Here is a 20208-nt window from a genome sequence, read left to right as displayed (position 1 = left end):
AATCAAATCTCACCAATTCTCATTTTCACCTAGAATTGATGGGTGAGGTAGATACGCAGGGGGTAGGAAATGAGCACGTTGCATCGATGGAAGCTGAACACGGCCGGGCTTGTGGCCGTCCTGGCGCTGGCGGCGTGCGGCGGCGGTGGCGGTGGCGACAGCCCTGCGCCAGCCGCGGCCGTCACGCCGGCGTCGGCGCCGCCAACGGCGCTGCCGCAGGAACCTGGCGCGCCTACCCTGCTCAACAACGTACCGCAAGACGGCATGAACTGGATCAACTACCGCCGTGCCCAGGCCGGCATGCCGGTGCTGACCCGCAACGAACTGCTCGACCGCGCCGCGGCCGGCCACTCCGAGTACCAGAAAGCCAACAACATCGTCAGCCACGAGCAGACCGTCGGCAAGCCCGGCTTCACCGGCGTGACCCAGGGCGACCGCATGCTCGCCGCCGGCTATATCTATAACACCTCGACCTACGCGTATGGCGAGGTGATCTCCGCGACCTCCAGCGGTTCGGGGTTCTACATGGCGGAAGAACTGATCACTGCGATCTACCATCGCTTCGTCATCTTTGAACCAAAGTTCAAGGAGATTGGCACCGGGTCGGCCCGGACCAGCGCCGGCTACACCTACTTCACCACCAATTTCGCCGCGACCTCCGGCTACGGCCCCGGCATCGGCAGCCGCAACCTGGTGACCTGGCCGTTCAACGGGCAGGTCAAGGTCGCCACCAATTTCTTCAGCGACTACGAAGCGCCGGATCCGGTGCCAAACCTGAACGAAGTTGGCTACCCGGTCAGCGTCCATGCGGACATCGACGTCAACGTGGTGGTGCAGACCTTCACGATGCGCCCGCGCAACGGCAGCGACCTGGAAACCCGGCTGATCAAGGCGGGCGAAAACACCAGCGCACGCAGCTCGCCGGCGGCCGCGATCGTCCCGCTGGCGGTACTGAAAGCCAATACCATCTACGACGTGACGTTCACCGGCACCCTGAACGGGATTCCCACGACGAAAACGTGGTTCTTCACCACAAAGTAGGGTTTCCAAATTACATCATTGACTTGAAAATCTGCTATGGTATGCAGATGACATCAATGCAAGAGTGCGTAGGCCGATGAAAGAAGACGAGACCCCCGGGACGATCGAACGTCGCGCCGATGCTGCGGCGCGCGAGCTGGTGGACGTCGCCGACGGAATCGACCGGGTGATGGGCGACCGCGAGCTATACGGGCGCATGCTGCGACGATTTCGCAAGGATTATAGCGGCGGCGACCAGCCGATCCGCACGGCGCTTGCAAGCGGCGACCGCGCCCTGGCGCACCGGCTATCGCATACGCTCAAAGGCGCGGCCGGCATGATCGGAGCGCGGCAGCTGCACCACGCCGCGTCGGCGCTGGAAACTGCGCTGCGCACGTCCTCTGGTGACGAATTTGCCTGCCTGAATGCGCTGACACCCGCGCTGTCGGCAGTGATGACGGTGCTCGACCATCTGCTCAGCGACGCCGCGCCTGGACCGGCCAGCGCCGCTGAACCGCAGGCATCGATTGCCGACCCGGCGCTGCTGGCGCAGCTGCTCGACTTGCTGATGAGTGGTGACGGCGCCGCGATCGACCTGCTCGACGATTCCGAAGCAGGCCTGCGGACGATCCTGGGCGATGCCCAGTTTGAAGAGGTGGCCGCTGCCGCCAACGAGTTCGATTACGACCGGGCGCTGGGCGCCTTGCGCCGCCCGGCCCAGGCCGGCTAGCAAGCGCAGCGCGTCAGCGCGTGTACTCCGCTTCCTCGTCGAACGAATCCGCGCAATCCTTGCCGCAGAACCGGCGCACGCTGTCGAGCGGCTTTTCGCAATACCAGCACGATCCCTTGGGCGGCAATGCCTGGCGCGCCAGTACGGCACCCATGACCGGGGCGGCGGGCAACTCAACGTTGCCGTCATTTTCCGGCAAATTCTCCTGTGTCGTTCCCAAGATTCACCCCTTCGCAAGCTGTCCACTAAAGTCGTAAAGCAAGATTACTCAGTTGGAACTCGTTGGCAATGAGAATCGTCAAGCCCGGCATGAATGGCCCCAAGTCGGTGAATTCTTACCACAGAAAAACAACTGGTCCCACCACGCCCCCGCGCTAGCTAACCACCAATTCTTTGCACCTAAGCAACCACACTCCGGCGACACCCGGCTACGATCGCAGTCGTTGGGCAGCGCTGTATAAAACTCAGCTGGATAAATAATAGCAGGAATGCTTAGCGGGTAAAGCGTTGCCGTGGACTCCGATGCAGGTATTTTTTTTTGCAGTCTGGCGAGGAAATCTAGCGCATGAGATCGGTGTATTTTCTGTCAATAATGCTCTTGCTGACAGCCGTTTCGGCCTGCTCGGAGCGCGAGTCGATGGCGCACGTGCGCGGCGAGTCGGACCCAAAACCATACGTGCTGGAAAACACCGAAGTGCGCGAGATCCGCGCCAAGGAGCTGCACCGCGATTACCAGCTGTTCATCAGCCTGCCGCGCGGATACGCCGAGAGCACGCGGCGCTATCCGGTGTTGTTCGTCACCGATGCGAACTACGCCTTCCCATTGATCAGAAGCATCGCCAGGCGCATCCGCAACGGTGGCGAGGACATGGAAGACTTCATCCTGGTGGGCTTGTCGTATGCCAAGGGCGAAACACCCGAATACAGCCGGCGGCGCGACTACACCCCCACTGTCAACGGCGACAAGGAGGCCGTCTCGGACATGCTCAGTCCGCCGCCGGTGTATGGCGAGGCGGAAGGCTACCGCGCATTCATCGCCGACGAAGTGTTCCCGATGGTGGAGCGGCACTATCGCGCCGACATGAAGCGCGCCATTTATGCCGGCCACTCGTATGGCGGACTGTTTGGACTGCACGTGCTGTTCACCGCGCCGTCGATGTTTGAGAAGTACATCATCGGCAGCCCGTCGCTATGGTTCGACCGGCGCGTCGCCTTTGCCACGGAACGCGGTTACGCCAAGGCGCACAGCGACCTGCCTGCGAAAGTGTTCATGGCGGTGGCGTCGTACGAGACGCTGAATTTCAGTTCGACTGACCCGCGTTACAACAAGACCGTGGACATGGTGCGCGACCTGCAGGCGATGGAGCATGTGCTGGAGTCGCGCAGGTACAAGAGCCTGGAGGTGACGAGCATTGTTATTCCGGACGAGGATCACCTGACGGTGTTTCCGACGGTGATTACGCGCGGGTTGAAATGGGCGCTGCCGCCACGCAAGGGGGATGCGGACTGAGCTGGCACATCGGAGGGCCGATGCGCGTGGCTGCCGCCCTGCGAGTGAGTAAGTGCTAGCGCACCGGCTCCAGCGTCACCACCAGCGCATGGCGCGCCGCGGTGATCCGCGTCGGCACGAACTGCACGCCTGCGTAGCGCAAATCCTCCGGCCTGAAGCTGTACACCGGCGTATCGCGCACCAGCTGGTCGACCAGCAGGTTGGCCACCTTGGTCACCTGCCGCTGCCCCGACGAATCCATCCCATCGACGGAGAACCGGTCGACCTGCGGCTCGGCCATCATCACGGCGCCGCGCGCGGCATCCACATACAGGCGCCCCGACATCGCCATCGACCCGCTCCACGACTTGCGCAGGAACGGCGGCGCCACCGATGCATCCATCGTCAGCGCCACGCGGTTGGTTTCAGGCAGCAAAGCCAGCTGCGGCCGCGTCAGCCGAATCTCGAACAACTCCAGCACGCGATTGTTTAGCGGGAAGCGCCGTTCCATGCCGGCCTGCAGTTTATAAAGCGGCAATTCGACCTGGCGCGGGCCGAACACGCTGGCGCAAGAGGCCAGCAGGGAGCAGGCCAGCAACGTCGTTGCGAGGCGAATTCCAGTGAGTGTTTTCATGCCAAAAGCGTAGCACAGTTCGCCAGGCCCGGACGTCCGCCAGATCAGCCCGCGCCCAGCCTGCGGCCGCAATCGCGCGCCCGCGCCAGCAGCAGTTCGCGCTCGCGCAGGTTGTTGGTCAGCGCCGCCGCGCGTTCGAATTCGGCGCGCGCTTCGGCATCGCGGCCAAGCTTGGCCAGCAGGTCGCCGCGGACACTTGGCAGCAGGTGGTAGTTGCGCAGCTGCGGTTCGCCGGCCAGCTGGTCGGCCAGTTCGAGGCCCGCCGCGGGACCGTACGCCATCGACAGCACCACCGCGCGGTTAAGCTCGACCACCGGCGACGGCGCCAGTTGCGCCAGCGCGTCGTACAGCGCCGCGATGCGCATCCAGTCGGTGTCTTCCGGGCGCAGCGCGCGTGCATGGCAGGCCGCGATGGCGGCCTGCAGCCCATATGGCCCCAGGCCCTCGCCCGGCCGGGCGGCGCGTTCGAGCGCCGCGAAGCCGCGCCGTATCAGCAGCTGGTCCCAGCGCGCCCGGTCCTGGTCCATCAGCAGGATCGGCACGCCGTCCGGACCAGCGCGCGCGCGCGTGCGCGAAGACTGGATCTCCATCAGCGCGACCAGGCCATGCACCTCGCCTTCATCGGGCATGCGCGCGGCCAGGATGCGGCCAAGGCGTAGCGCCTCCTCGCATAGCTTGGGACGCTGCCAGTCGTCGCCGGCGCTGGCGGAGTAGCCTTCGTTGTAGATCAGGTAGATCACCTGCAGCACCGAGCCGACGCGCGCGGCCAACTGGTCCGCCGCCGGCACCTCGAACGGAACGCGCGCTTCCGACAGGCTGCGCTTGGCGCGCACGATGCGCTGCGCGATCGCCGTCTCCGACGTCAGGAAGGCGCGCGCAATTTCGTCGGTGCTCAAGCCGCCCAGGAGGCGCAGGGCCAGCGCGGCGCGCGCCTCGGTCGACAGCACCGGGTGGCAGCAGACGAACATCAGGCGCAGCATGTCGTCGCCAAGGTCGTCGTCCAGCCCTGCCTCGATATCAGGGGCGACGTCCTGCAGCTGCGTCTCGATGGCGTAAGTGAGCTCGGCTTCCTTCGACTGGTGCAGCCTAGTGTGGCGCAGATGGTCGAGCGCGCGGTTCTTCGCCACTGCCATCAGCCACGCGGCCGGATTGTCGGGGATGCCCGCCGAAGGCCAGCGCTCAAGCGCCCCAACCAGCGCATCCTGCGCCAGCTCCTCGGCCAGCCCGACGTCGCGCAGCATCCGCGCCAGCGCGCCGATGATGCGCGCCGACTCGATGCGCCAGACACCTTCGATGACGCGATGCGTGCTGTCTTTTGTCATCGACGGCGCCGGCTAGCGAGTCGCGTCAAGCTGCATCTGGCGCATGCGCTGCTCGGCCTCGCGCAGCTCCGGCGTGAAGTCGATATCGAGATCATCGAGCTCGTACAGCGGGCGGATTTCGACCTCGACATCGGGCCCGGTCGGGTACGGATTGCGCTTGGCCCATTCGATGGCTTCATCCATCGACGCCACGCGAATCAACCAGTAGCCGGCGATCAGCTCCTTGATCTCGGTGAACGGGCCATCGAGCACCGTCGCTTTGCCGCCGCTGAATGTCACGCGGTTGGCGCGCGCGCTCGAACGCAAGCCGTCGGCGCCAAGCAAAACGCCCCGCGCCGCTTCGGCGGCGTTGTGGGCGTCCAGGCGGTCGAGCTTCTCTTGCGCCACCGGCTGCTCCGCTTCGAGCGCCGCACTGGATCGCAGCAGAACGGCGAAGCGCTTGCCCTCCTGCGCCGCGCCGGCGTTCGGCCGCACGTCCGCGCAGCCGCCCGGGCAGCCGGCTTCGCGAATTTCAACGGTCACATCGCCGTCTTCTTTCGGCCACTGCCTGATCCAGTCGACCACTTCATCGCGCGACGCCGCCTCAAAGACCGACAGGCCGGCGATCAGCTCTTTGGTTTCTGTGAACGGGCCATCGATGACGGTGGCCTCGCCATTGGACAGCTTCAGGCGCACGGCTTCGCGCGTCGGCCGCAGGCCTTCGCCAGCGCGCATCACGCCGGCGTCCACCAGGCGCTGGTTATAGGCGCCCATCGCATTCAGGAGCGCGTCGCCCGGCATCGCTCCCTGCTCGGTGTCGGCGTCGGCTCTACGGAAGATCAGATAGCGCATGTCGCTTCCTTTATTGGTGTTTGGCTGCGATCTGCTCACGCAGGGCGTCTTCCTGCGCGCGCAATTCGGGCGTGAACTCGTCGCCGAAGTCGGACGCCTCGAACACCTGGCGGATCTCGATCTCGGAATCGCCCTCCATCGGGTTGGGGCAACGCTTCACCCACTCGATGGCTTCTTCGCGCGACTTGACTTCCCACAGCCAGAAGCCGGCCACCAGCTCCTTGGTCTCGGTGAACGGCCCGTCGACGACGGTGCGGTTGGGGCCCGAGAATTTGATGCGCGCGCCCTTCGAGCTGGGGTGCAGGCCTTCACCGGCCAGCATGATGCCGGCCTTGACCAGCTCTTCGTTGTACTTGCCCATATCGGCCAGCAGCTTCTCGGTTGGCATCTTGCCCGCTTCGGAATCGGCAGTCGCTTTTATAATGACAATGAAACGCATGTTGTTCTCCTTAAAATATCGTTATTGGCAGCCCGTCTTTGCGGCTTGCTGCAACTCGTCGTCGGTCATGTCCTTGACGTGCGTGGCGACCGACCAGCTGTGGCCGAACGGATCGACAAGCATACCGTAGCGGTCGCCCCAGAACATCTCGGCCACCGGCATCGCAGGCGTCGCGCCGGCAGCGACTGCCTGGGCGAATACCGCGTCGACATCCTCCACGTACAGGTGGATCGTCACCGGCGTGCCGGCCAGGGTCTTCGGCGATTTGCTGCCCCACTCCGGGTATTCATCTGCCAGCATGATCATCGAGTCGCCGATGCGGACCGCGCCGTGCATCAGCTTGCCGCCGGGGCCGGGGATACGGTGAATCTCGACCGCATTGAATGCCTTTTTGTAGAACTCGATGGCGTCGGCCGCACCCGCACAGACCAGGTGCGGGGTGATTGCGTGCGCGCCTTCGGGGATCGGTTTCACGGTTTGAGTTGCCATGATAATTCTCCTTTGCGATGAAGTTAACCCAGCATGGGCTGGATAAAGTCGGTGACAGAAAAGTGAGCGGTCAGGTGCTGCTAACTGTACGACGTATCAGGCTCGCCGAAATCGACAGGGGTTGCAAAAAAAAACGGCTATAACCGAACAGGGCCGTCACGCCTCATCGTTATCCTTCGGGCGAAGGAGTGCTTCGTAGTTTCGTCCTCCATAGAAGACGCCGACGATCGTGACGCAACTATCCGCATCGTCCACTGCGATCGCAATGGCGGTGTTCTTTCGATAGTTAACGATCCTTAGCCCGGGCCGAATGTCGTCGCGTCGGACGCCTCTGTGGGGGAATTCGTCCAATGCAGCGCTGTAACTCACGATTGCCATCGTGAAGCGAAACGCTGCATCCGGCGTCGATCTGTCGGAGATATATTGATAGAGCTCGGCGAGATGTTCTTCCGCCTCGGGCGTGAACACGACCCGATAGCTGCTCATTTTTTACGTGCAGCGGCATCCTCAGCAATAATCCGCTCGCGCACGCAACCGATGCTGACGGCGCGCGACGGGTCCGCTTTGATAGCGTCATACGCTGGCGCGGCCTGGTCATGCAACCAGTCGTCCAGAAAATGCTCACGTGCAAGTAATACGCGCAATCCGTCATGGATGACATCACTCGCTGTGGCGTACTCGCCCGTCGCAACCTTAGCCTGGACGGCATCGGCCATCTCGTCTGTCAACGTAATAGAAAACTGCTGTGTTGTTCCCATCGTCTACCTCGTTGGAAGTAATAGTCTTCAACTTTACCCTAACCGGTCGGGTCATAGGTAGACTGGGCTGACGGCGGAAAGGTTCTACTTGCCGATGCAGAACCGGCTGAAGATCACACCCAGCAAATCATCCGGCGAGAACTCGCCGGTAATCGTCGACAGCTGCGCTTGCGCCAGTCGCAGCTCTTCCGCAAACAGGTCCAGCGACTGGTCGCTCTGCGCGGCGTGTGCCGCTGCGTGATCGAGATGCTCACGGGCATTGCGCAAGGCGATCAGGTGGCGTTCGCGCGCCAGGTACAGCGATTCGCCGGTCTGCTGCCAGCCGGCGATGCGCAGCAGCTCTTCGCGCAGCAGGTCGATGCCCTGGTGCTCGTTGGCCGACAGATATAAATGGGTGGCGTCCGACGCCACGTCGAGCCCTGGCTTGTGCCCCGACAGGTCGATCTTGTTCCAGATGCGCAGCACCGGCACGCCTTGCGGGAAAGCTGCGCAGATGTGCTCGTCCGAAGCGCTCGGGCCAAGGTTGGCGTCCAGCAGGTGCAGGATGACGTCAGCCTTGGCCACTTCGCCCCAGGTGCGCTCGATGCCGATGCGTTCGACCACGTCGACCGCTTCGTCCACGGTGCGGATGCCGGCCGTGTCGATGATGTTGAGCGGAATGCCTTCGATCTGGATGGTCTCGCTGACCTTGTCGCGCGTGGTGCCGGCGATTGGGGTGACGATGGCCACGTCCGACCCGGCCAGCGCGTTCAGCAGCGACGACTTGCCGACGTTCGGCTGGCCAACCAGCACCACATTGAGGCCTTCGCGCAGCAACGCGCCCTGGGCCGCCTGGCGGAACACCTGGTCGAGCGAGCCGATGATGACGGCCAGCTGGCCGCGCGCGTCGGATTTTTCGAGGAAGTCGATCTCTTCTTCCGGGAAGTCGAGCGTGGCTTCGACCAGCATGCGCAAGCCGATGGTTTGCTCGACCAGCGTGTTGATGGCCTTCGAGAACGCGCCCGACAGCGATTGCGAAGCCGACTTGGCGGCCGCTTCGGTGGAGGCGTCGATCAGGTCGGCCACCGCTTCGGCCTGGGCCAGGTCGAGCTTGTCGTTAAGGTAGGCGCGGCGGGTGAACTCGCCCGGCTCGGCGAGGCGCAGGCCGTGTTCGCGGCCGGCTTCGAGCACGCGGCCAAGCAGCATCTGCAGCACGACCGGGCCGCCGTGGCCTTGCAGTTCGAGCACATCTTCGCCGGTGTACGAGTGCGGGCCCTTGAACCAGATCGCGATGCCCTGGTCGATGATGCTGCCATCGGCTTGCTTGAACGGAATGTAGGTGGCGTGGCGCGGGGTCAGCGTGGCGCCCGGAAACAGCACGCTGAGCAAGGGCGCCAGCGATTTGCCGGAGGCGCGGACGACGCCGATGCCGCCGCGGCCAGGTGCCGTCGCGATGGCGGCGATGGGGGATGTGTCGAGGTTCATTATGCGATTGTAATTTATTGGCATGGGAGGCGTAGCGCACTCAGCATGGGCTCCCGCTTTCACGGGAACGACGCGTAAAAAAAATGCCCGCGCAGCGCACGGGCATTTTCATCTCAAGCTGCCGTGTTACTTGGCTTTGCCCGATTCAAACTTCTTGGTGATCACCCACTGCTGCGCGATCGACAGGATGTTGTTCACTACCCAGTACAGCACCAGGCCGGCCGGGAAGAAGAAGAACATGACCGAGAAGATCAGCGGCATCCACAGCATCATCTTGGCCTGCGCCGGATCGGCCGGCTGCGGGTTCAGCTTGGTGGTGATGAACATCGAGATCGCGTACAGCACCGGCAGGATGTAGTACGGGTCAGGTGCGGTCAGATCCTGGATCCAGCCCACCCATGGCGCGCCGCGCATCTCGGCCGACGAGTTCAGCACCCAGTACAGCGCGATGAACACCGGCATCTGCACCAGGATCGGCAGGCAGCCGCCCAGCGGGTTGATCTTTTCGGTCTTGTACAGCTCCATCGTGGCCTGGTTCATCTTGGCCGGGTCGCCTTTGTACTTCTCGCGGATCGCCTGCATCTTCGGCGTGACCATCTTCATCTTGGCCATGCTCTTGTAGCTGGCCGCCGACAGCGGGAAGAACAGCAGCTTGATCAGCACGGTCAGCGCGATGATGGTCCAGCCCCAGTTCTGCAGGACCAGGTTGAGCTGGCTCATGACCCAGAAGATCGGCTTGGCGATGATCGTCAGCATGCCGTAGTCCTTGACCAGTTCGAGGCCAGGGGCAATGGTTTCCAGCTTGTTCTCATCTTGCGGACCCGAATACAGGCGCGCTTGGTTGCTCAGGGTCGCGCCTGGTGCGATCGGACCCAGCGGGATCAGGTTGCCGATGGCGTACAGGTTGGTGTCGACCTTCTTGGTGAAGATGTCGCGCGGCGCCTTGTCTTGCGGGATGAACGCCGAGACGAAGTAGTGCTGCGAAATCGCGATCCAGCCGTCGTTCGACTTGGTCGAGTGCTCGGCCTTGCCGTGCTTTTCGATGTCTTCGAAGGTCAGCTTCTGGTATTTGTCGGCGTCGGTGAACAGGGTCGGGCCGGTGTAGCTTGCGTTGAACCAGCTTTCGCCTTCCGGCTCGTTACCGTGGTGCAGCAGCTGCATGTACAGCGACGGCGCCACCGCGGCGGTGCCGAGGTTGGTCACGTCGTGGCGCAGGCCGATCAGGTAGTCACCCTTCTTGAAGGTGTAGGTCTTGGTCAGCTTGACGCCGCCCTGCTCGGCTTCCAGCACCAGCTGGACTTCGCTGTTGCCGTTGGTCGCGCGTGGACCTGGCTTGGCGGTGTAGCCGGTGGTGTGGTTCGGCAGCGCGACGCCGGTGTTGCTGATCAGGCCGGTCTGGGCGACATAGATGCCGGTCGGCTTGACGTCGAACAGCACCTGGTTCTTGGTCTTGTCGAGCTTGTCGCGGAACTGCAGCAGTTCCAGGCGCTTGATGACGCCGCCAGCGGTGTCGATGTCGGCCTTGATGACGTCGGTGGTGATGGTGATGATTTCTGGCGTGAACGCCTGCACTGCCGGCGCGTCGCCTGGCAAGGCGGCCGGCGTGGCGGCAGCTACGCCTGGCGCGGCCGGTACCGTCGACGCAGGCGCCGTGGCGACAGGCGCGGTCACCGCTGGTGGTGGTGGCGTCAGCGAGAACATGGACTGTTTGCCGTTGGAGACCATCCAGTCGTTCCACAGAACGACCAGCGAGACGGAAAACACGATCCACAGGATAGTACGTTTATTGATTTCCATTGGAATTTCGGTCAGGAGTGGTTGCAGCCGCAATGGGCTGTTGATGGATGCTTGCTGTGCGCAGGCGGCACGAGATCGACGCCACCGTCATTGAACGGATGGCATTTGCAGATGCGGCGCAGGGCCAGCCAGCTACCGCGGGCAGAGCCATGGGTGCGGACGGCTTCGATCGCGTAATTCGAGCAGGTCGGATAAAAGCGGCAATTTTGCCCTAGCAACGGCGAGACAGCCAGTTGATAGGCGCGCAGGAACCAGACGAGCAGTTTGTTCATGAGGACACCGTTTTTGCCGGGCGCGGCGCCTGCGACTGGAACAGGCGCGCGATTTCCACGCGCAGTTCCGCCTTCAGCGCGGCGGTGGTGGCCGGGCCGGTTTTGGCGTTGACGGGGCGCGACAAGCGCACCACGCAGTCGACGGCCGGCAGCTTGGCGACACGGAACAGTTCGCGGGTAACGCGCTTGATCGTGTTGCGGGTCACGGCGCGCGGCGCAAAGCGCTTGGCCACCACGACGCCCAGCCGCGCATGCGGCAGTTCGTTCGCGCACGTGTAGAGCACGAAATGCGCCGTCTTTTGCGCAGGGCGCAAACGAAAAACGGATGAAAATTCATCCGTTTTAACGATTCGCCGAACGCGCGCGAAGTCGTGTGAACCTTCGCTTGACATGGTCAGGTGCGTCCTGGCTGCAGCTGGCAGCTTTATACTGCCAGGCGCTTGCGGCCCTTGGCGCGGCGTGCGTTCAGAACCTGGCGGCCGCCACGGGTAGCCATACGTGCGCGGAAGCCGTGCGTGCGCTTGCGACGGACGACGGAAGGTTGGTAAGTACGTTTCATGGTGGTCTCGCTTAAAGCAAAAGTAAATGCAAAATCGGGTCTGACGTCCCGTCAGTTTTCGGCGCTTAGGTCATTTCGCAGATGGTTAAGCCAGCGACACGCCACAGCAAAAAATACTCTTTTCTACCCGTGTAACCAGCGTGATCGGAAGGTAAGGACTTACCAATTTGCACGGAGTACGGGCGGGGAACCCTGAATTAGACAGCATTTCGGGGTCCAATGTCAAGGATAGCTGTGGTTTTCGGCGGTTTCGGGGTCGAATACATTTGCCGCCGTATCACAACGTCATTCCCGCGAAAGCGGGAATCCATCGTTCGCTACCGAAGTCACTCAGCATAGGTTCCCGCCTGCGCGGGAAGTCGGGTCCGCCAATGGTGGACCCGACGACTGATCGAAGTTTACCGCGAAAAACTGGCTCGTGCCTGTGGATAACTTTGCCCATCGCAGGTAAAATAGCGTGTTACGTGTGGCGAAGCTCGCGCGCAAACCTGGCGCGGGGACTCAGCATCGAACCGCCCTTCACACACCTTATTTTCAAAGACGATTCATGGACAATTTCTGGCAGACCTGTTCCGCGCAGTTGGAACTGGAGCTGACTCCGCAGCAATACAGCGCTTGGATTAAACCGCTTGCCCCGCTCGACTACGAGGATGGCAAGCTGCGCATTGCTGCACCCAACCGTTTCAAGCTCGACTGGGTAAAAACGCAGTTCGCCACCCGAATCACCGCGCTGGCCTGCCAATATTTCGAAGCGCCGACCGAAGTACAGTTCGTGCTCGACCCGCGCAACGCCCTGCCGAAGAAGGCCACCGTGCACACCCCGGTACCTGACGGCCCGGCCAACGGCCTCGGCATCAGCCAGGACCACCGCAACGACGGCCACATCGACGGCGCGCCGGCCTTTAACGTCGGCAAGCAGCCGATGCGCGAACAAAGCCGCGTCAACACCGAATTGACCTTCGACAGCTTCGTGACCGGTAAAGCCAACCAGCTGGCGCGCGCCGCCGCGATCCAGGTGGCCAACAACCCGGGCGTGTCCTACAACCCGCTGTTCTTCTACGGCGGCGTCGGCCTGGGCAAGACCCACCTGATCCATGCGATCGGCAACCAGGTGATGGCCGACCAGCCAGGCGCGCGCATCCGCTACATCCACGCAGAACAGTACGTGCGTGACGTTGTGACCGCGTACCAGCGCAAAGGTTTCGACGACTTTAAGCATTACTATCATTCGCTGGACATGCTGCTGATCGATGATATTCAGTTCTTCGGTGGCAAGAGCCGCACGCAGGAAGAGTTTTTCTACGCGTTTGAAGCGCTGATCGCCGCCAAGAAGCAGATCATCATCACCAGCGATACCTACCCGAAAGAGATCACGGGCATGGACGACCGCCTGATTTCGCGCTTCGATTCCGGCCTGACGGTGGCGATCGAACCGCCGGAACTGGAAATGCGGGTGGCGATCCTGCTGAAAAAGGCGCAGTCGGAAGGCGTGAGCTTCTCGGACGACGTGGCGTTCTTCGTTGCCAAGCACCTGCGTTCGAACGTGCGCGAGCTGGAAGGCGCGCTGCGCAAGATCCTGGCGTACTCGCGTTTCCACGGCAAGGACATCACGATCGACATCGTGAAAGAAGCGCTGAAGGACCTGTTGTCGGTGCAAAACCGCCAGATTTCTGTTGAGAACATCCAGAAGACGGTGGCGGACTTCTTCAACATCAAGGTTGCGGACATGTACTCGAAGCGCCGGCCAGCGAACATTGCGCGGCCGCGCCAGATTGCGATGTACCTGGCCAAGGAATTGACGCAGAAGAGCCTGCCGGAAATCGGCGAGCTGTTCGGCGGACGCGACCACACCACGGTGCTGCACGCGGTGCGCAAGATTGCCCAGGACCGCACCAAGAATCCTGAATGCAACCACGAGCTGCACGTGCTGGAACAGACCCTGAAAGGGTAATTATTTGGCCAGGGCAATTTCTGGCAAAATGGACGTTTTGGAATTGTTTTGAAGTCGGCGGATCACGTATCGAAACGGCGGATGACGCTGCGCTCTTCCGCCCTACGTTCGCGATGATCGACCGGTAGGGCGGGCAAGCCAAGCGCACCCGCCATGAGTCGCAACAGGCTGTAGGGCGGAAGAGCGAAAGCGTCATCCGCCGAATTGAGCCACAAAAGCAAGCACTAACTAACAACCTTACCGAGGATTACTATGCAATTGGTCAAAACAACCCGAGATACCCTTCTCCGGCCACTGCAAATCGTGAGCGGTATTGTCGAGCGTCGGCACACTATGCCGATTCTGGCCAATATCCTCATCCGCAAGGACGGCGAAAACGTATCTTTCCTTTCCACCGACACCGAAGTGCAGATCACCACGCACGCGAATATCGGCGCCGGCCCGGAAGTGGAAGGCACCACCGTCGCGGCGCGCAAGCTGCTCGACATTTTGCGCGCGCTGCCTGAGTCCGGCGACGTGACGATGACGCTGCTGAACAAGCGCCTGACCGTCCAGAGCGGCAAGTCGCGCTTTGCGCTGCAAACGCTGGCCGCGGAAGAGTTCCCGACCGTCGCCGTGGCCGAAACGCACAACGCCTCGGTAACCCTGCCGCAAAAAACCTTGAAGCACCTGTTCAACATGGTGCACTTCTCGATGGCGCAGCAGGACATTCGCTACTACCTGAACGGCCTGCTGCTGGTCCTCGACGGCCGCAACGTGATCGCCGTGGCCACCGACGGCCACCGCCTGGCGTTCTGCCAGGTGGAAACCGAACAGGAATTCACGCGCCAGGAAGTCATCATTCCGCGCAAGACCATCATCGAACTGCAGCGCCTGCTGGAAGAGAACGAGGAACCGGTCCAGCTCGACATCGCCGCATCGCAGGTCAAGCTGACCTTTGCCGACATCGAACTGGTCTCGAAGCTGGTCGAAGGCAAGTTCCCTGACTACACCCGCGTGATCCCGAAGGGCTACACCAACGACTTCACGATCGGCCGCGACGAGCTGCTGCGTTCGCTGCAACGCGCCGCGATCATGACGAGCGACAAGTTCAAGGGCGTACGCTGCATCATCACCCCAGGCAGCATGAAGATCAGCTCGACCAACGCCGACCAGGAAGAAGCGGTTGAAGAACTCGAGATCGACTACGGCGGCGACAGCGTGGACATCGGCTTCAACGTGACCTACCTGCTCGACGTGCTGAACAACCTGAAGTGCGACCAGGTGAACATCGCCCTGGGCGACTCAAATTCGTCGGCGCTGATTTCGATCCCTGACAACGCGGACTTCAAGTACGTTGTCATGCCGATGCGGATTTAAAGTAATCAAGAGGCGCAGGAGAACACCCCTCGCCCTCGAACCCGTCATTCCCGCGAAAGCGGGAATCCATACTGAGCCTGAATAACTAACTCAGCATAGGTTCCCGCCTTCGCGGGAACGACGACACAGCAGTATTTGCAATCGTTTTTTGAGAAAGCAGTCCATGTCCGAGAACACACCAGCAGTCCCCGCGAAAATTGAAGAATACGGCGCAGCCTCGATTCAAATCCTGGAAGGCCTGGAAGCCGTGCGCAAACGCCCTGGCATGTACATCGGCGACACCTCCGATGGCACCGGTTTGCACCACCTGGTGTTCGAAGTGCTGGACAACTCAATCGACGAATCGCTGGCTGGACACTGCACCGAAATCCACGTCACGATCCACTCCGACAATTCGATCTCGATTACCGACAACGGCCGCGGCGTACCAACCGGCCTGAAGTTCGACGACAAGCACGAGCCTAAGCGCTCGGCAGCTGAAATCGTGATGACCGAACTGCACGCCGGCGGCAAGTTCGACCAGAACTCGTACAAGGTATCGGGCGGCCTGCACGGCGTGGGTGTCTCTTGCGTGAACGCGCTGTCGAAACTGCTCAAGCTGACCATTCGCCGCGACGGCAAAGTGCATTACATGGAATTCGTGCGCGGCGTACCGCAGAACCGCGAAATCGAAGTGGTGAACGGCGTTGAAGTCTCGCCGATCAAGGTGATCGGCGAAACCGACAAGCGCGGCACCGACGTGCATTTCTGGGCCGACGAAGAGATCTTCAACCACGTTGAATTCCACTACGACATTCTGGCCAAGCGTATTCGCGAACTGTCGTTCCTGAATAACGGCGTCAACATCAAGCTGACCGACCAGCGCGTCGGCAAAGAAGAGATCTTTGCGTTTGAAGGCGGCACCCGCGGCTTCGTTGAATACATCAACAAAGCCAAGACCGTGCTGCACCCGACCGTGTTCCAGGCGACCGGCGAGCGCATGTCGGACCAGAACACCAACATTACCGTCGACGTATCGATGCAATGGAACGACGCGTTCAACGAACAGGTACTGTGCTTCACCAATAACATCCCGCAGCGCGACGGCGGCACCCACCTGACCGGACTGCGCGCGGCGATGACCCGCGTAATCAACAAATACATCGACGAAAACGACTTCGCCAAAAAAGCGAAAGTGGAAATCAGCGGCGACGACATGCGCGAAGGCCTGACCTGCGTCTTGTCGGTAAAAGTACCTGAGCCAAAATTCAGCTCGCAGACCAAAGACAAGCTGGTGTCGTCGGAAGTGCGCGGCCCGGTTGAAGAGATCGTCGCGAAAACGCTGACCGACTACCTGCAGGAAAAACCAAACGACGCCAAGATCATCTGCGGCAAGATCGTTGAAGCTGCCCGTGCGCGCGAAGCGGCACGCAAGGCGCGCGACCTGACCCGCCGCAAAGGCATCATGGACGGCCTGGGCCTGTCGGCCAAGCTGGCCGACTGCCAGGAAAAAGACCCTGCCCTGTCCGAACTGTACATCGTCGAGGGTGACTCGGCGGGTGGATCGGCAAAGCAAGGTCGTGATCGCAAGTTCCAGGCGATTCTGCCGCTGCGAGGCAAGGTATTGAACGTCGAGAAGGCGCGCTTCGAGAAGATGCTGTCGTCGGAACAGATCACCACCCTGATCGCGACCCTGGGCACCAGCATTGGCCCGGACGAATTCAACGTCGACAAGCTGCGCTATCACCGCATCATCATCATGACCGATGCGGACGTCGACGGCGCCCACATCCGCACCCTGTTGCTGACCTTGTTCTACCGCCAGATGCCGCAGCTGGTTGAGCGCGGCCATATCTACATTGCGCAGCCGCCGCTGTACAAGGTAAAGGCCGGCCGCGACGAGCGCTACCTGAAGGACGACCTGGAAGAAGCAAGCTACATGATGAGCGTGGCGCTCAACACCGCCGCGCTGATTCCGCGTGAAGGCGCCGACCCGATCATGGGCGAGCCGCTGGGCGAACTGGTGAAGACGTTCAACATGTCGAACGCCATCATGATGCGCCTCACGCGCGTGATCGACCGCGCAGCACTGACAGCCATCATGACCGGCGTGCAGCTCAATCTGGACACCGTGGAAGCGGCACAAGTTTCGGCCGAAGCGATGGAAAAGACGATCGGCGACCGCGCAGTGAAGGTAAGCGTGCATTCGGACGACCTGAACGAGAAGCACGCCCTGCGCATCGAGCGTATGCACCACGGTAACGTGAAGGTCAGCTCGATTGATGCGGACTTTGTACAGGGCGCCGACTACGCGACCTTGTCGAACGCTGCAGCGACCTTCCAGGGCCTGATTGGCGAGGGCGCGTTCATCCGCCGCGGCGAAGGCGACCGCGTGAAGGAATCGGCCGTGGTCGACTTCCACCACGCGATGCAGTGGCTGCGCGATGAAGCGGAACGCACTGTGTCGAAGCAGCGCTATAAGGGTCTGGGCGAGATGAACCCGGAACAGCTGTGGGAAACCACGATGGACCCGACCGTGCGCCGCCTGCTGAAAGTGCAGATCGACGACGCGATTGCCGCCGACCAGATCTTCACCACGCTGATGGGTGATGATGTTGAGCCGCGCCGGAACTTTATTGAGTCGAATGCGCTGCGCGCGGATAACATCGACGTGTAAGACAGCGAAGGCGACACAAGGAGTGTCGCAGTTTGCTAAAAAGCCAGCCTGAGCGCTGGCTTTTTTACATCTGTACGCCGTTGAGCGCGTAACCGGCTCCCACCCACCAACTCGTCGTTCCCGCGTAGGCGGGAACCTATCCTGAGCTTGCCGAAGCGGACAATGTCAACGCTGCGAGGCATTCGTATGGGTTCCCGCCTCCGCGGGAACGACGTATGCAACTACCGTCGATATATCGCTTTCACCAATTAGACATTGGGCCGACATCGAAGATTTTCATTAAGGTTGACAAGTTTCAACAGTTTCTCCGTCCAGCGCACATAGAGTTCGATAGAGCATACAACCCCATTCCAGAATGAACGATCGCCTCCTGCTACTTATCATTGCTGCAGCCGTCGGAAATGCCGCATGGGCGTTCTGGCACTTCTTCGGTGACGATGCGTTTGCTGCCCTCTCCTTGATTGCCTTGGTCGGGGTCGTAGCCGACAACCACCGCCTGCGCCGAAAGCTTCGCGATCGCCCGACTCAGTAGACGAGCACGGCCATTCAAGCTTTACGCTTCGCATTGCGCCCTCGCTGCGCTGGCCCCTTCCCTGCGCCGATAAATCCACGCCAAAACCGGTGAATGTTGCGCCATCAATTCGGGGCATCACAAATAGGTCCTCCTTTTTCCCACACAGCAGTACACTTACGGAAAAATGATGGCAGGTCAGCAATTCCGTGACCGCCGAACCAGCAATACAACCTTTCATTCCAGAACCGCCGTAGGCATCAAATTTGACAACAGCTCTCTTCATTCAGCGCGAGCCTGCTCGGTTGAGCACCGCAGTGGTTGTCTCGTTGCTGTTTCACGCCCTACTTTTGAGCGTTGCCTTTAGCGGCTCGACCCTCGGGCTTCCGGGCCTGAACCTTCCCTGGAAGGAAAGACGACTGGGCGCCGACGATCTGCGCATCATGCTCTCGCCCGCGTTGCCGAAGCTGCCTGCACCTGTAGCGGCACCAGCGGTCCCTTCTCCTGCAGCAATTGCTAGCGCCCCACCCGCCGCAGTAAACGAGCCCAAAGTCTCGAGCAATCCGCCACCGATAATATTGCCTCCTCCGGCCAATGTTCGGAGCGAGGCGGCATCCGTGTACGTTCCCCCGCCGCCAGCCCCCTCACAAGCGCCAGCTGAAGTGCCGGCGGTGTCGACAGTGAAACGGCCCGACGTCACGCTGCCAATTGCACCGGATGCACCAAAGTTAAGAACCCCGTCAGCCCTGGATTCACCAAGCATTCCAATTCAGACGAGCGAAGCACCGGTTCGAGCCATTTCGGACGAGGCAGCGCAAAAACAGCTTGAACTGGCCAGGCTTGAACAAGAAAAGCAGACGGCAGAAAAACTGCGACAAGCCGAACAGTTAGCGAACGCGCGGCGTGAAGCGGCGCGGCAAGAGCAACTGAGACAGGATGCCGATCGGGCCGAGCAAACAGCCAGGACCGAAGCTGCACGAACGGAGGCGGCACGCCAAGAGCTTGCCCGCCAAGATGCCTTGCGACAGGATGCACTGAGGCAGGAACAGGCGAAACAAGAGGCGAAGGCGCGGCAAGATGGCGCCCGCCAGGAACTGGAACGTGCCGAGGCCGCACGTGCCGAAGCAGCGCGTCGAGAAGCGGCAAGACAAGAAGCGGCAAGGCAGGCACAGCTGGAATCAGTCCGGCAGGCTCAGCTTGAGGCCGCGCGTCAGGAAGCGATCCGACAAGAACAGATAAAGCAGTCGCAGCTTGAAGCAGAGCGGCAGGCACAAGCTCAAGCAAAGCTAGAGGCCGCGCGACAAGACGCACTCAAGCAAGAGGCGGCACGCCAAGACGCGCTCAAACAAGAGGCTGCACGGCAGGACGCCGCAAAGCAAGACGCAGCAAGGCAGGAACCAACACGAGAACAGCTGGTACAGAAAGAGCGCGCTGAGCGAGAGGCGAAACGCCAGGAAGGACTGCGCGCACTCGGCGAGCAGATGAAGAGAGAAGCGGCCGAGCGCGATGCGCTGAATCGCCCATCAAGCACGTTGCAGCCAACGGTAAGCACCCTTCGCCGCGGATGGATGTTTGGACGCGCCGATGCCAATGCCGATCTTCAGCTCTATGCCCTATCCATGAGCAAGAAGATCGAGACGCGCACGTCGTTCGACATGGTGAGCGAGGCCGCCAAGCAGCCGCACGCCCGGCCAATGGTAACTGTGGCAGTTCGTGCCGACGGTTCAGTCGAGAAGGTAACCTTCATGTCCTCCAGCGGCGTGCCGGCGATCGACGAGGCGATACGAAAAGTGATTACCAGTCAGGCGCCATATGGCGCCTTCCCGCCGAATTTGGCGCGCCAGTACGATGTGATTGAAATTCGTAGAACCTGGATCATTAACAACGATATTCGGCTGCAATAGCGACCTGTTCTAGGGCACTCGTC

General features: G+C 61.4%; 20 protein-coding genes. 7 read left to right on the top strand and 13 right to left on the bottom strand.

The features are described 5' to 3' along the window. Nucleotides 1-69: 69 nt before the first annotated feature. Nucleotides 70-1041: a CAP domain-containing protein gene (locus I4X03_RS04345; RefSeq protein WP_223466084.1), complete on the top strand. Its 972-nt coding sequence runs from the start codon at nt 70-72 to the stop codon at nt 1039-1041. Between the two features lie 76 nt (nt 1042-1117). Next, nucleotides 1118-1750, top strand: coding sequence for an Hpt domain-containing protein (locus I4X03_RS04340; RefSeq protein WP_223466082.1), 633 nt, complete (start codon nt 1118-1120; stop codon nt 1748-1750). Nucleotides 1751-1763: 13 nt separating this feature from the next. Here I4X03_RS04340 and I4X03_RS04335 read toward each other — a convergent pair whose 3' ends face one another. After that, nucleotides 1764-1970, bottom strand: coding sequence for a hypothetical protein (locus tag I4X03_RS04335; RefSeq protein ID WP_223466080.1), 207 nt, complete (start codon nt 1968-1970; stop codon nt 1764-1766). A 378-nt stretch (nt 1971-2348) separates the two neighbouring features. On the opposite strand from I4X03_RS04335, the gene I4X03_RS04330 reads away from it, so the two are divergent. After that, nucleotides 2349-3260, top strand: coding sequence for an alpha/beta hydrolase (locus I4X03_RS04330; protein ID WP_307735333.1), 912 nt, complete (start codon nt 2349-2351; stop codon nt 3258-3260). A 55-nt stretch (nt 3261-3315) separates the two neighbouring features. On the opposite strand, the gene I4X03_RS04325 is transcribed toward I4X03_RS04330, so the two are convergent. From I4X03_RS04325 to rpmH, 12 genes are all read right to left on the bottom strand, one after another. Next, nucleotides 3316-3873 (bottom strand): DUF1439 domain-containing protein, encoded by a 558-nt coding sequence (locus I4X03_RS04325; RefSeq protein WP_223466078.1) that lies wholly within the window; start codon nt 3871-3873, stop codon nt 3316-3318. A gap of 44 nt (nt 3874-3917) precedes the next feature. Further along, nucleotides 3918-5195 (bottom strand): RNA polymerase sigma factor, encoded by a 1278-nt coding sequence (locus I4X03_RS04320; protein ID WP_223466076.1) that lies wholly within the window; start codon nt 5193-5195, stop codon nt 3918-3920. A 12-nt stretch (nt 5196-5207) separates the two neighbouring features. After that, complete coding sequence (locus I4X03_RS04315) at nt 5208-6026, bottom strand: YciI family protein (protein WP_223466073.1); 819 nt, start codon at nt 6024-6026, stop codon at nt 5208-5210. A gap of 10 nt (nt 6027-6036) precedes the next feature. After that, nucleotides 6037-6465, bottom strand: a complete 429-nt coding sequence (locus I4X03_RS04310) for a YciI family protein (protein ID WP_223466068.1) — start codon at nt 6463-6465, stop codon at nt 6037-6039. 21 nt (nt 6466-6486) lie between these two features. After that, the gene (locus I4X03_RS04305; RefSeq protein WP_223466064.1) at nt 6487-6954 is read right to left on the bottom strand and encodes a VOC family protein; all 468 of its coding nucleotides are present in this window, start codon (nt 6952-6954) and stop codon (nt 6487-6489) included. A 156-nt stretch (nt 6955-7110) separates the two neighbouring features. Beyond that, nucleotides 7111-7440: a type II toxin-antitoxin system RelE/ParE family toxin gene (locus tag I4X03_RS04300; RefSeq protein ID WP_223466062.1), complete on the bottom strand. Its 330-nt coding sequence runs from the start codon at nt 7438-7440 to the stop codon at nt 7111-7113. After that, nucleotides 7437-7712, bottom strand: coding sequence for a ribbon-helix-helix domain-containing protein (locus tag I4X03_RS04295; RefSeq protein WP_223466060.1), 276 nt, complete (start codon nt 7710-7712; stop codon nt 7437-7439). Before I4X03_RS04295 ends, I4X03_RS04300 begins: the two co-directional genes overlap by 4 nt. 84 nt (nt 7713-7796) lie before the next feature. Continuing rightward, a complete protein-coding gene (gene mnmE, locus I4X03_RS04290) occupies nt 7797-9176 on the bottom strand; it encodes a tRNA uridine-5-carboxymethylaminomethyl(34) synthesis GTPase MnmE (protein WP_223466058.1) in 1380 nt (459 codons plus the stop codon). A 126-nt stretch (nt 9177-9302) separates the two neighbouring features. Continuing rightward, nucleotides 9303-10973 (bottom strand): membrane protein insertase YidC, encoded by a 1671-nt coding sequence (gene yidC, locus I4X03_RS04285; protein ID WP_223466056.1) that lies wholly within the window; start codon nt 10971-10973, stop codon nt 9303-9305. Between the two features lie 11 nt (nt 10974-10984). Then, entirely contained in the window at nt 10985-11245 is a 261-nt protein-coding gene (yidD, locus tag I4X03_RS04280) for a membrane protein insertion efficiency factor YidD (RefSeq protein ID WP_223466054.1), read from the bottom strand. After that, nucleotides 11242-11637: a ribonuclease P protein component gene (gene rnpA, locus I4X03_RS04275; protein ID WP_223466050.1), complete on the bottom strand. Its 396-nt coding sequence runs from the start codon at nt 11635-11637 to the stop codon at nt 11242-11244. Before rnpA ends, yidD begins: the two co-directional genes overlap by 4 nt. Before the next feature lie 32 nt (nt 11638-11669). Further along, complete coding sequence (gene rpmH, locus I4X03_RS04270; protein ID WP_040378179.1) at nt 11670-11804, bottom strand: 50S ribosomal protein L34; 135 nt, start codon at nt 11802-11804, stop codon at nt 11670-11672. Nucleotides 11805-12351: 547 nt separating this feature from the next. Between rpmH and dnaA the strand changes: the two genes are divergently transcribed. From dnaA to I4X03_RS04250, 4 genes are all read left to right on the top strand, one after another. Further along, on the top strand, nt 12352-13755 hold the full coding sequence (gene dnaA, locus I4X03_RS04265; protein WP_223466047.1) for a chromosomal replication initiator protein DnaA: 1404 nt from the start codon (nt 12352-12354) through the stop codon (nt 13753-13755). Nucleotides 13756-14007: 252 nt separating this feature from the next. Further along, on the top strand, nt 14008-15114 hold the full coding sequence (dnaN, locus tag I4X03_RS04260; RefSeq protein ID WP_223466039.1) for a DNA polymerase III subunit beta: 1107 nt from the start codon (nt 14008-14010) through the stop codon (nt 15112-15114). 163 nt (nt 15115-15277) lie between these two features. Then, a complete protein-coding gene (gyrB, locus tag I4X03_RS04255) occupies nt 15278-17770 on the top strand; it encodes a DNA topoisomerase (ATP-hydrolyzing) subunit B (RefSeq protein ID WP_223466033.1) in 2493 nt (830 codons plus the stop codon). A gap of 777 nt (nt 17771-18547) precedes the next feature. After that, the gene (locus tag I4X03_RS04250; protein ID WP_223466032.1) at nt 18548-20185 is read left to right on the top strand and encodes a TonB C-terminal domain-containing protein; all 1638 of its coding nucleotides are present in this window, start codon (nt 18548-18550) and stop codon (nt 20183-20185) included. Nucleotides 20186-20208: the final 23 nt, after the last annotated feature.

The sequence above is a fragment of the Massilia soli genome, assembly GCF_016809835.1.
GTDB classification, from domain to species: Bacteria; Pseudomonadota; Gammaproteobacteria; order Burkholderiales; family Burkholderiaceae_D; genus Telluria_A; species Telluria_A soli.
The sequence above is the reverse complement of the archived record's forward strand: the minus strand, read 5'-3'. Positions and strand labels throughout refer to the sequence as shown.

Bases quoted from the DNA above. Each gene is read 5' to 3' on its own strand.
- I4X03_RS04295 (WP_223466060.1), bottom strand. From the start codon at position 7,712: ATGGGAACAACACAGCAGTTTTCTATTACGTTGACAGACGAGATGGCC.
- dnaN (WP_223466039.1), top strand. From the start codon at position 14,008: ATGCAATTGGTCAAAACAACCCGAGATACCCTTCTCCGGCCACTGCAA.
- I4X03_RS04300 (WP_223466062.1), bottom strand. From the start codon at position 7,440: ATGAGCAGCTATCGGGTCGTGTTCACGCCCGAGGCGGAAGAACATCTC.
- I4X03_RS04320 (WP_223466076.1), bottom strand. From the start codon at position 5,195: ATGACAAAAGACAGCACGCATCGCGTCATCGAAGGTGTCTGGCGCATC.
- I4X03_RS04340 (WP_223466082.1), top strand. From the start codon at position 1,118: ATGAAAGAAGACGAGACCCCCGGGACGATCGAACGTCGCGCCGATGCT.
- yidD (WP_223466054.1), bottom strand. From the start codon at position 11,245: ATGAACAAACTGCTCGTCTGGTTCCTGCGCGCCTATCAACTGGCTGTC.
- rnpA (WP_223466050.1), bottom strand. From the start codon at position 11,637: ATGTCAAGCGAAGGTTCACACGACTTCGCGCGCGTTCGGCGAATCGTT.
- I4X03_RS04345 (WP_223466084.1), top strand. From the start codon at position 70: ATGAGCACGTTGCATCGATGGAAGCTGAACACGGCCGGGCTTGTGGCC.
- rpmH (WP_040378179.1), bottom strand. From the start codon at position 11,804: ATGAAACGTACTTACCAACCTTCCGTCGTCCGTCGCAAGCGCACGCAC.
- I4X03_RS04305 (WP_223466064.1), bottom strand. From the start codon at position 6,954: ATGGCAACTCAAACCGTGAAACCGATCCCCGAAGGCGCGCACGCAATC.
- I4X03_RS04310 (WP_223466068.1), bottom strand. From the start codon at position 6,465: ATGCGTTTCATTGTCATTATAAAAGCGACTGCCGATTCCGAAGCGGGC.
- yidC (WP_223466056.1), bottom strand. From the start codon at position 10,973: ATGGAAATCAATAAACGTACTATCCTGTGGATCGTGTTTTCCGTCTCG.
- I4X03_RS04325 (WP_223466078.1), bottom strand. From the start codon at position 3,873: ATGAAAACACTCACTGGAATTCGCCTCGCAACGACGTTGCTGGCCTGC.
- dnaA (WP_223466047.1), top strand. From the start codon at position 12,352: ATGGACAATTTCTGGCAGACCTGTTCCGCGCAGTTGGAACTGGAGCTG.
- I4X03_RS04315 (WP_223466073.1), bottom strand. From the start codon at position 6,026: ATGCGCTATCTGATCTTCCGTAGAGCCGACGCCGACACCGAGCAGGGA.
- mnmE (WP_223466058.1), bottom strand. From the start codon at position 9,176: ATGAACCTCGACACATCCCCCATCGCCGCCATCGCGACGGCACCTGGC.
- gyrB (WP_223466033.1), top strand. From the start codon at position 15,278: ATGTCCGAGAACACACCAGCAGTCCCCGCGAAAATTGAAGAATACGGC.